This is a genomic window from Psychrobacter sp. FME13, from assembly GCF_014861395.1.
Taxonomy (GTDB): domain Bacteria; phylum Pseudomonadota; class Gammaproteobacteria; order Pseudomonadales; family Moraxellaceae; genus Psychrobacter.
Genome location: NZ_RRYV01000114.1, coordinates 1 through 9,881 on the forward strand (window position 1 = coordinate 1; position 9,881 = coordinate 9,881).

Consider the following 9,881-nt stretch of genomic DNA (forward strand, 5'->3'; position numbering starts at 1 on the left):
CGGCCTTATCAGAGAGTACTTGCCTAAGGGTTGTGACTTTAGACAAGTCTCTGATGATGAGATGCAGGACATTGAGAACAAATTAAACAACAGACCAAGAAAACGATTAGGGTTTAAGACGCCTATGCAGGCGTTCTATAATATTAATTAGCGTTGCACTTGGTGTGTTAATCTAAGATTTTAAAAACAGCTATCTAAAACTATAAGCAATTGCTAGAGGTTTGAGTAGCGAGGAAAACATGCGCAAGCACTACATATCGTAGGCTCAGCAAGTTTGACGAAGCTAATCAAGCATCTAGGTTTGCGACTAGCGCAACCAAGCACGAGCGTTACGGAACATACGCATCCACGCGCCGTCCTCATCCCATTCTTCTGGTTTCCAGCTGTGGTTATACGCTTTTAGGTTACGCTCAGGATGTGGCATCATGATCGTGACGCGACCGTCGGTACTACATAGGCCTGTGACACCGCCAAGCGAGCCGTTTGGATTGAGCGGATAGGTTTCAGTTGGATGACCTTGGCTATCGACATAACGCATCGCAAGCTGACCGTGTTTTGCCATACCGTCGATTTCGGTGTTGTCCAGCGTAGCATAGCCTTCACCATGCGCCACAGCGATTGGCAAGATACTGTCTTGCATACCTTTGAACAGGATAGACTTGGTACGCTCAACTTTTACGTTAACGGTACGCGCTTCAAAACGAGCGGATTTGTTCGCGACGAAGCGTGGGAAGTTTTCTGCACCTGGGATGAGGTCTTTTAACTGCGCCATCATCTGACAACCGTTACAGACACCTAATGAGAAGGTATCAGGACGGGCAAAGAATCGGACAAACTGCATGCGTAGCTCGTCATGGAACAAGATAGAGTTCGCCCAGCCAGAGCCTGCGCCGAGTACATCACCATAACTAAAGCCACCACAAGCGACCAGACCGTCGAAGTCACGTAGATTGATACGGCCACTGAGTAGATCACTCATGTGTACGTCGACCGCTTCAAAGCCAGCTTGTGTAAAGCCTGCTGCCATCTCTGTCTGACCGTTGACGCCTTGCTCGCGGAGGATTGCGACTCTTGGTTTGCTGTTATCAGAATCAGCACGGCTGTTTACATACGGCTCTTCCACCTTTTGATTGAGATCAAAGTTTGGCGCAGCGATTAGGCCTTTATGGCTCGCATCAGCGATTAAGTCATACTCTTGCTGTACGCACGCTGGATTATCACGGCGACTTGCGATCTGATAGCTGACCTGCGTCCATGCTTGCTGCAACTCAGTACGGCTAAAGCGTAAGGTTTCATTACCTATTAGCGTTGGCGTTTGGATCAGTAAGCTATCTTCTTCTGAGCTTTGACCCACAAGGCTCAACATATCAGCAACGTTAAACTCTTCTGCCAATTGCATTAAAGCAGCGACGTTTTCTGGCAATACTTGGATGACTGCGCCCAGCTCTTCACTGAACAGCTGACCGAGTAAGTTGTCATCAGTCAGTGACAGCTTGATACCTTGACGGCTAGTGAACTGCATCTCAGCGATGGTCGCGAGTAAACCACCATCACCGATATCGTGATACGCGCTGATGACGCCTTGCTCGTTACCTGCCTGTACAAAATTAAAGAAATCAATCAAGTCGCTTGGCTGCGCTAAGTCTGGGCAGTCATTACCCAACTGGCTAAGCGTCTGCGCTAGGATTGAACCACCTAGGCGTAACTTACCTTTAGATAAATCAATACGGTAGAATGCGCTGTCGCCATTGATTAGCTCAGGCGTTAGAGTTTTTGCCACATCAACCACAGGAGCAAAGGCTGTAATCACAAGGCTCATAGGTGACACGACCGATTTATCCGTCTCGCCTGCTTCATTACTGTCTGTCCAATTGGCACGCATCGATAGCGAGTCTTTACCGACTGGAATCGCGATACCGAGTGCTGGGCACAGCTCTTCGCCGACGGTATATACAGCGTCAAACAATGCTGCGTCTTCCGCGTCATCACCGCATGCTGCCATCCAGTTCGCTGACATGGTGATATCAGACAACTGAGCAATGCGCGCACCAGCGATGTTGGTAATCGCTTCGCCAATGGCCAGTCGTGCTGACGCTTGTGGACTGATTAGGGCAACTGGCGTACGCTCACCGATACTCATCGCTTCACCGCTCATCACCTGACCATCGAGCGCAATCAAGCCTGACGCTGTCACTGCACAATCCGATACTGGCACTTGATAGCGACCAACATACTGGTCACGCACCACCATACCAGTGATAGAACGGTCACCGATACTAATCAAGAATGATTTGCTAGCGACCGTTGGGTGACGCAACACGTCTTTGATAGACTCAGCTAAACTGACTTCACCCAGATCTAATGCAGGCAAGCTGCTGTCATGACGCTCAAAGCTACGCTTCATCTTTGGCGTACCACCGAGCAACACTTGCATCGGCATATCGACAGGCTGATCGCTGAGCAATGTATCGTCAACGACTAGCTGACGTACATCGGTGGCTGCTCCTAAGATGGCATACGGGCAACGCTCACGCGCGCAGATAGCATCGAACTGGGCTTCGCTATCAGGGCGAATCGCGAGGACATAACGCTCTTGCGCCTCGTTTGACCAGATGGCCATTGGTGACATGCCAGCTTCTAACGATGGAACTTTACGCAGATTTAGTACCGCGCCCATCTCATGGTCATTGACCAGCTCTGGCATCGCATTAGAGATACCGCCAGCGCCCACATCATGCAATGACACGATCGGGTTACCGTCTTTACCACTATTACTATCGTCGACACTATGTCCTGCCAGTGCCCAGCAGCGATCCATTACTTCTTGGCAACGACGCTCCATCTCAGCATTGTCACGCTGTACAGAAGCAAAGTCCAAGCCTTCATCAAGTGAACCACTGTCTACAGAAGACGCTGCACCGCCGCCTAGACCAATCTGCATCGCAGGGCCGCCAAGAACGATCAATAAATCACCTTGTTGAATGGCGTTTTTTTCAATGAGGTTGCGTTTGATATTGCCGTAACCACCTGCCAGCATGATTGGCTTATGATAGCCGCGCATCTCGCTGCCGTCTTTTGCCGCTGACGTATCCAGCTGAAAGCTACGGAAATAACCGCATAGGTTAGGACGGCCAAACTCGTTTGAGAAGTTGGCTGAACCAAGTGGCGCTTCGGTCATAATCTCAAGGCTGGTTGCCATACGGTCTGGCGTACCATAAGCCTGAGTACTCAATTGACCCGACTGCTCCCACTTCTCAGCGAGCTCTGGAATATGTAGATGTGATACGTGAAAGCCTGTCAGACCTGCTTTTGGCTTACCGCCACGACCAGTCGCCCCTTCATCACGAATCTCACCACCAGCACCTGTCGCTGCACCTGCATAAGGGGCGATAGCGGTTGGATGGTTATGAGTTTCAACTTTCATTAAGATATCGATGTTTTCTTGATGAAAACCGTAAGGATGAATTGAGTTGGCATCCATTGCATCGGTTGGAATAGGATAAAAACGCATGCCATCAGAGCCAGTCATCACCGCAGCGTTGTCTTTATAAGCAGATAAGATACCTTGTGGATTCGACTGATAAGTATTCTTAATCATCTGAAACAGTGACTTCGGCTGAACGTCACCATCCATTGTCCACTGGGCGTTAAAAATCTTATGACGGCAATGCTCTGAGTTTGCCTGTGCAAACATCATCAGCTCAACGTCAGTTGGGTTACGCTTTAGCTCATTGACATAGGCATTCATCAAATAATCAATGTCTTCACTTGATAACGCAAAACCAAACTCAGTATTGGCAGACTCTAGCGCGGACTGACCTTGTCCGATGACATCGACATGATTTAATGATGTTGGCTGCGCATCATCAAACAATTTGCTCAAATCACTCAAGTCATAAACCAAGCTCTGAGTCATACGGTCAAACAATAATTGCTCAGCAGCAGTTGGTAGCTTATTGTCGGTTGCGCCCACTTCACCATCGATTGTTAGCGTATAAACAACGACACGCTCAACACGGTTAATCTCAATTTCACAGTTATTAAAGATATCAGTCGCTTTACTTGCCCATGGCGAAATCGTACCAAAACGAGGACCTACGATGACTTGTAATTGATTGGCCTGTGGCACTGCAAGGACAGTAGCACTATCAACAGCGAGCAAATCTAATGCTTTTTTGTGCTCATCACCTTCTAGCTCTCGTGATAACACATACACTTGCTGGGTATTGATTTGGCTGACATTAAGCTCGGTTTTTTTCTGAAACTGACTGATAAGTTGCTGCGTCTGAAAATCGGTAAGAAACGGTTGTCCGGCGATGGTCATCATAAAGGCATAATCCGTAAGATCAAGGCATCTCTGCCATGCTAAGTAAATGGTCTGCATATTATAACAAGAAGACCTGTAATAAGCAGTCCTAAACCGAGATAAATTGCCGATACGAAGCATTAAATAGGTATGAGAGATCGAGGGTGAGTAAAATATTTGTTACTTTTCCCATACGCTATTTTCATCGTAGAGACGTTTTGAGCATATCGTTATAATTTTTACCTAATCCTTATAATCCTTACAAACGCTGACATCCTCTTACTGGCAACCTATATAAATGACCTATCGATAATCGTTAATCTAGATATCAGTTGCTAACGCGCTGAACATACAAACTAAAAAAACAACTCTAATCAAAAATAAGCCAATCAATAGCAATTTAGCCGCTAACACAAGCTCAATAACCATAAATCTAAAGAACTATAAATCCGAATGACTATAAATTTAAATAACTATCAAAAAGGAAGTTACTATGAGTAGACAAGACCATATCGATAAAGTACAAGAACTGGTAAAAGACATTAAATTTGCCATGATGACCACTCGTACTCACGAAGGCCACTTACATGCCTGCCCAATGACTACCAGCGAAACCAGTATCGGTGCAAAAGAGATTTGGTTCATCGGTGACAAGACAACCGAAACGGTAAAAGATATCGAAAAAGACCCGCAAGTAAACTTAGCTTATGTCAGCCAAGATTCAAAAAATTATGTCTCAATTAACGGTAAAGCAGAATTGGTCGAAGACCAAGAGAAGTTAGATGAACTGTGGTCACCTGTTTATAATGCATTTTATGAACAAGGCAAAGAAGATCCAAATGTGCAGCTGATCAAAGTCGTCCCACATGGTGCAGAGTACTGGCTAAGTGGAAGCTCAGTTGTCAATATGTTTAAGATGACAACTGCTGCTGTCATGGATGGCAAGAAAGCGACCAACTTGGGTGAAAACAACTCAGTGACGTTGTAAGCCGTCCAAACCATAACAGCAAAAGTAAAAACGCCAGTGGCTTATGCGACTGGCGTTTTTTTGTGTGTTTTATCTATAGTCAAAGGATCCTAAAGTCAAAGAACGCTAAAATCGATACAAGGCAGCCGACTGCAGATTATACAAGTAGTACATCTAAGAAGTTTAACGCGGTAGCGGTTTAGTCGTTCGCTGACTATATTTTCTATTGATAGGCATTACTGTGGTGGTTTTGCATAGCCATTGTCAGCTGGATAAGCCTGTGGCTGCGATGGCTTTGGCTTAGCAGGATCATAAAGTCCATAAATTGCCGTACCGATTACACCTGTATTATTAATAGAGCCAGAGCTAGTATTGGCAGCATAAGCACTCTCTGGCTTGCTAAATATGAACGAGGCAACTGAACTCTGACTCTTACGGAAACCTTCAATGACCAAATCATCATTAGGATTTAATACATATCCGCTATCGTAGCGACTGGCAGCGCTGCCATCGAGGACATTTATCCCATCGACACTAGCAACGATTTCATAAGTGTTGGCGCTGTTATTATGATACACCAAACGGTAGGCCTGACCTGCTTGACCTTGGACATAGTAATTACCAGAATCTCGATAAATTGGTAAAGTATCAGTGTCCGTCTCCATCGAAAAATCAACCTTGCCAGCCATTAGCGACATACTATTGATTGCACGTCCATTATAAGCTTTGTCTGCATAACGAACCTGCATCTGCTCGATCGGCTCACTACTCGTACGGCGCAGATCAACAGTCGTCACTTCAGAGTTGACATCATCACCCCATTTTGTCCCCAAACGTTCGGATTCTGCAGCGTCCTGAGTAGAGATCTCTGCCATAGAGTCCATTTGGACGGATTCTTCTGGCTGAACGGTTGGAGATGGTAGCTCTTGCACGTTTGGGCTTGAAGAACACCCCGTCAATAATGCCAGTACCAATACAGCAGCACCTGACTGTGCCTGATATGATGTCATGCTTAATTCCTTGTTTGTTTGGATAACGTTTCATGCTAATTTAGCAAATTTCTTGTATTTTGTTTACTAATTTTTAGTATATATCAACCATACAAACAATGTCTAAGGCAAATTGACAACATCAGCCGTATTTCAAGCACACCATAAAAAACGCCAGAAGCGAATGCGACTGGCGTTTTTGTTCAAACTCTATAAACCTACTATCAACAATATGGGCTAACCACTTTGCTTGAGATATGGCCAAGCTGCTCTTAGGTATATCATCATCGACCATAATGTCAAAATAACAGCGGCAACCATCAATACATAACCAATGGTTTCAAGTGACTGCCAATTGAGCAATAGCACCGTAATCGCGACCATTTGAAAAGTTGTCTTAAGCTTACCGACATAAGACACTGCCACACTGGTGCTCTTACCCAGCTCGGCCATCCACTCACGCAGCGCAGATACTGCAATTTCGCGCGAGATAATCACGATAGCAGCAATCGCCATTATAATATTGGGATGCCACTGCACTAGAATGATAAGCGCTACCGCTACCATCAATTTGTCAGCGACAGGGTCTAAAAACCGACCAAAAGCTGACATCACATTGAGCTTGCGCGCAAAATATCCATCCAACCAATCAGTCACTGCAGCGATAATAAAAACGCCCGTCAATAATAAATGGCGCAATAAGCTATCGCTAAACTCACTCATACCTACCCGCGCAATTGCATTGTCTGAAATAGCTGGCATGCCAATCCCCATGGACGGCGGCCAGTAGGCGATGGCAACAAATAGCGGAATCATCAAGATCCGTGCGATAGTCAGGTTATTGGGCAAGTTAAAAATACTTTTGGTATTTTGCGTACTTGATGGCTCCTGCGTATGCAAATGCGTATTTTCAGTCATGGCAAACCCAGTTTAATATAGACAAAATAATGGCTGATAGCTTAGCATTTTTCCAGTAGGTCGTCATGCCATCTCTTTGGCTACTCAGTACCAATAATATTGAAATCACTCTATGATATAGCCTTTGTATTAAAGTTTAACGTAATGTCATGTAACTAGAATAGCCAGATACCTATCAATTACGTTATGATAACAGCATAAAACAGTTGTACACTTAGCTTTATAAGCTTGGTAGATACGCCTATTGGATAGACAAATTATTATCTTACTTTCACAGTATATACTCACCTGAAAAATGGTAAAAAAATAGAACCAAGTAAAAAGACCATCTAATGGTAAACCTATAATAACAACAAGTCACAACTACTGCCTAGTAGCTACTGCTACACGATCAGTTTTCCTCAGCCCACAGTTCCTCCTCTGTGGGCTCTTTTTTGTCTATATTTATTCATCAATAAATATCTTGCTCTTTATTTAAATAAGATCAAATACTACAGATTCTTGAAAGCACTTATTCTTGACAGTACCTATTACTCAACGAATATATAAAAAACTCATGCAAAAATTCAAAAACCCACCATAGGCAGGTTTTTGAATGAGGGTTACACACCTAAAAAACAGGTATAACACAAATTTCCGTGTTTAGAGTGCCACATCATTTATCGTCATCGGCAAAACCTTGATTGGAACAGCATACAACCATGCCATGCCAGCGCTACAGTAAAATTTATTGTCAGAATAAGACACGATTCGTGCGGTAAAATCGTTGTCAATCTGATCCGTCATGGCCTCTTCATCGCTGTTATCATCTACTGCACACCATATCTCTTGACAACCACGTTCAAGCATCAAACGAGTCAGTTCACTTCCTATAAGCACTATAGCCACCTCTGGTTTTATACTGTTTAGTATATTAAAACATGCAAATATATCTGTTTATGCTAGGTTTGAATATTATTATTTGTAGCTTAGTTGTTACTTTTAATATACAAAATTTCAGAAATTTTATGATCAAATATATTTGGTATCGCTGTATTTTTTATAGTGAATCGACTAAATTTATCGTTAATTTGATTGAAATCACGTACTATTCTTTCCCGTTTTAAACGGTTCTGAGAATTGTAAAATTAAAAAACCCACAACAGATAAAATAATAGCAATTTCATAACGACCGTAGGCTACTGAAATACCAATAGCGCCTGTATTCCATAGACTAGCTGCCGTCGCAGTACCCTTTGAACCCATTTCGTTCTTAAAAATCGCACCACCACCAATAAACCCCATGCCTGTGATAATCGCATACATGATTCTCGCCTCACCAGCTGATTCATAAATATCCCGACCCACCAACATAAAAGCACAAGAGGCAATCGTCACTAAAGGAAAAGTTCTAAGCCCTGCGCCATTGTCTTTCATTTCACGATTAAGAGCGATAGGTAAAGATAGGACAAAAGCAATGCCCAGCTGAAAGAAGTGGTATTGCATTAATTCAATATCTATCTCAAATCCAAACATCGTTGACTATCCTCCTATCTTTATAATTTTGATGTATAGGGTTGATTGCACAGTAAGTAAATAAACAAGTAAGTCACTTGCGATGGTTAGATTGTTTTACAAATTGTATCAACTGTCTGTTGTGCCATTTGATAACAGCTTTCGATATTACCCTGTCCACACCAGTCACCACTAACAACCCACTGCTTCGGCTCATCTACTAAAATACCAAGACTGTCTTTGTTGATATCGGTATCAATAACCGTGGCAGCATAACGCCAGCGATGACAGTCTATTTGACTGGGCACGCTTTCTTCATTCCAGTTCAACGCTCGCTGTGCGGCTTGCAATAATTGTGCTTGGACGGTCTCGATATCATCATCGACATGCTGCTCTGACCAACGATTGCTAGCATGAATGGTCACACTGGGTAGCAGATCATCATGAGCAGGTTTTTGATGCTCAATAAATATTCTATCGAGAATAGAATCACTCAAATAAGCGACATCCCATTGCTGTTCGCTTAGGCTGCTTAGCCCTTTCGGTAATGCGGCAGTATCATTCCATCCTAACATCAGCGTATAACAAGCTTGCATTTGTGGCTCGGTAATATTGGCTTGCGCACCAAAGCCACTATTTGCCATCAACTCGACTGCCTGACCGTTAGGCGCGGTACAAATCACCCAATCAAAATAACCGAGACTCGCGCCAGTATCGTCAAACAGTTCAGTCTTTTTATCAGCTTTTTCTGCTATAGCGCTGTCATATTGAGCCAATGGTGCGACGCGGGTTTTAAACTTTATGGTAGTGTGCTGCAACTCATCCGCCAACTCACGTCCCCAGCTAGTCATTTTTGGTGTACTGATATAGCGTGATTGTGTGGTATTCCATTGCTCTTTGCTTTGGATATCAAATACCTCAATACTATCGTTTGCTGGTGTTAGGTTGACCACTTGTGCGCACCATGGTCTTAGTAGACCAGTATCTAGCCAAGGTGCGATAAACTGTTGGAAGCTTGCTGTTTTCGCCGCTTAGATTAACACACCAAGTGCAACGCTAATTAATATTATAGAACGCCTGCATAGGCGTCTTAAACCCTAATCGTTTTCTTGGTCTGTTGTTTAATTTGTTCTCAATGTCCTGCATCTCATCATCAGAGACTTGTCTAAAGTCACAACCCTTAGGCAAGTACTCTCTGATAAGGCCG

General features: G+C 43.9%; 7 protein-coding genes and 2 pseudogenes. 2 read left to right on the top strand and 7 right to left on the bottom strand.

Going from position 1 to position 9,881, the window contains the following annotated elements; genetic code table 11:
- Positions 1–151 (top strand): annotated as a pseudogene (locus tag EI164_RS17075) (IS30 family transposase); the annotation flags it as partial.
- A gap of 156 nt (positions 152–307) precedes the next feature.
- On the opposite strand, the gene purL reads toward EI164_RS17075, so the two are convergent.
- Positions 308–4,327 (bottom strand): phosphoribosylformylglycinamidine synthase, encoded by a 4,020-nt coding sequence (gene purL, locus EI164_RS11890; RefSeq protein ID WP_192520171.1) that lies wholly within the window; start codon positions 4,325–4,327, stop codon positions 308–310.
- A 472-nt stretch (positions 4,328–4,799) separates the two neighbouring features.
- On the opposite strand from purL, the gene EI164_RS11895 reads away from it, so the two are divergent.
- Positions 4,800–5,294, top strand: coding sequence for a pyridoxamine 5'-phosphate oxidase family protein (locus EI164_RS11895; RefSeq protein WP_192520172.1), 495 nt, complete (start codon positions 4,800–4,802; stop codon positions 5,292–5,294).
- A gap of 215 nt (positions 5,295–5,509) precedes the next feature.
- On the opposite strand, the gene EI164_RS11900 is transcribed toward EI164_RS11895, so the two are convergent.
- From EI164_RS11900 to EI164_RS17080, 6 genes and pseudogenes are all read right to left on the bottom strand, one after another.
- Entirely contained in the window at positions 5,510–6,283 is a 774-nt protein-coding gene (locus tag EI164_RS11900; protein WP_192520173.1) for a hypothetical protein, read from the bottom strand.
- Positions 6,284–6,499: 216 nt separating this feature from the next.
- Positions 6,500–7,180, bottom strand: a complete 681-nt coding sequence (pgsA, locus tag EI164_RS11905; protein ID WP_192520174.1) for a CDP-diacylglycerol--glycerol-3-phosphate 3-phosphatidyltransferase — start codon at positions 7,178–7,180, stop codon at positions 6,500–6,502.
- Positions 7,181–7,822: 642 nt separating this feature from the next.
- The gene (locus EI164_RS11910; protein ID WP_318779546.1) at positions 7,823–8,059 is read right to left on the bottom strand and encodes a hypothetical protein; all 237 of its coding nucleotides are present in this window, start codon (positions 8,057–8,059) and stop codon (positions 7,823–7,825) included.
- Positions 8,060–8,260: 201 nt separating this feature from the next.
- The gene (locus EI164_RS11915) at positions 8,261–8,695 is read right to left on the bottom strand and encodes an MgtC/SapB family protein (protein WP_192520176.1); all 435 of its coding nucleotides are present in this window, start codon (positions 8,693–8,695) and stop codon (positions 8,261–8,263) included.
- 86 nt (positions 8,696–8,781) lie between these two features.
- The gene (locus EI164_RS11920) at positions 8,782–9,627 is read right to left on the bottom strand and encodes an NADP transhydrogenase subunit alpha (protein WP_192520177.1); all 846 of its coding nucleotides are present in this window, start codon (positions 9,625–9,627) and stop codon (positions 8,782–8,784) included.
- A gap of 103 nt (positions 9,628–9,730) precedes the next feature.
- Positions 9,731–9,881 (bottom strand): annotated as a pseudogene (locus tag EI164_RS17080) (IS30 family transposase); the annotation flags it as partial.

Excerpts from the sequence above, each read along its gene's own strand:
- purL (WP_192520171.1), bottom strand. The coding sequence starts at position 4,327 with ATGATGACCATCGCCGGACAACCGTTTCTTACCGATTTTCAGACGCAG.
- EI164_RS11895 (WP_192520172.1), top strand. The coding sequence starts at position 4,800 with ATGAGTAGACAAGACCATATCGATAAAGTACAAGAACTGGTAAAAGAC.
- EI164_RS11900 (WP_192520173.1), bottom strand. The coding sequence starts at position 6,283 with ATGACATCATATCAGGCACAGTCAGGTGCTGCTGTATTGGTACTGGCA.
- pgsA (WP_192520174.1), bottom strand. The coding sequence starts at position 7,180 with ATGACTGAAAATACGCATTTGCATACGCAGGAGCCATCAAGTACGCAA.
- EI164_RS11915 (WP_192520176.1), bottom strand. The coding sequence starts at position 8,695 with ATGTTTGGATTTGAGATAGATATTGAATTAATGCAATACCACTTCTTT.